Origin of the sequence: Mesorhizobium carmichaelinearum (assembly GCF_900199455.1) — a bacterium.
In the GTDB taxonomy this organism is placed as follows: Bacteria; Pseudomonadota; Alphaproteobacteria; order Rhizobiales; family Rhizobiaceae; genus Mesorhizobium; species Mesorhizobium carmichaelinearum.
The window spans coordinates 1-445 of the sequence record NZ_FZQR01000158.1; the positions used below are offsets into that span (position 1 = coordinate 1).

1 pseudogene is annotated in these 445 nt (G+C 35.1%); it reads left to right on the forward strand.

The window, feature by feature from the left end:
- Nucleotides 1-445 (forward strand): annotated as a pseudogene (gene splA / locus CKW40_RS46260) (serine protease SplA); the annotation flags it as partial.

Consider the following 445-nt stretch of genomic DNA (forward strand, 5'->3'; position numbering starts at 1 on the left):
TTCAATTGCCAAAGCAGAAAAGAATGTCAAAGAAATTACCGATGCAACAAAGGCACCATACAATTCAGTGGTAGCATTTGCGGGTGGTACTGGTGTAGTTGTTGGTAAAAATACAATCGTAACTAACAAACATATCGCTAAAAGTAATAATATTTTTAAAAATAGAGTAGCAGCACATCATTCGAGCAAAGGTAAAGGCGGAGGAAACTACGACGTTAAAGACATTGTAGAATATCCTGGAAAAGAAGACCTTGCGATAGTTCATGTTCATGAAACAAGTACAGAAGGTTTGAATTTTAATAAGAACGTTAGTTATACAAAATTTGCAGACGGAGCAAAAGCGAAAGATAGAATTTCTGTTATTGGTTATCCAAAGGGTGCACAAACAAAATATAAAATGTTTGAATCGACAGGAACGATTAACCATATCAGTGGAACGTTTATG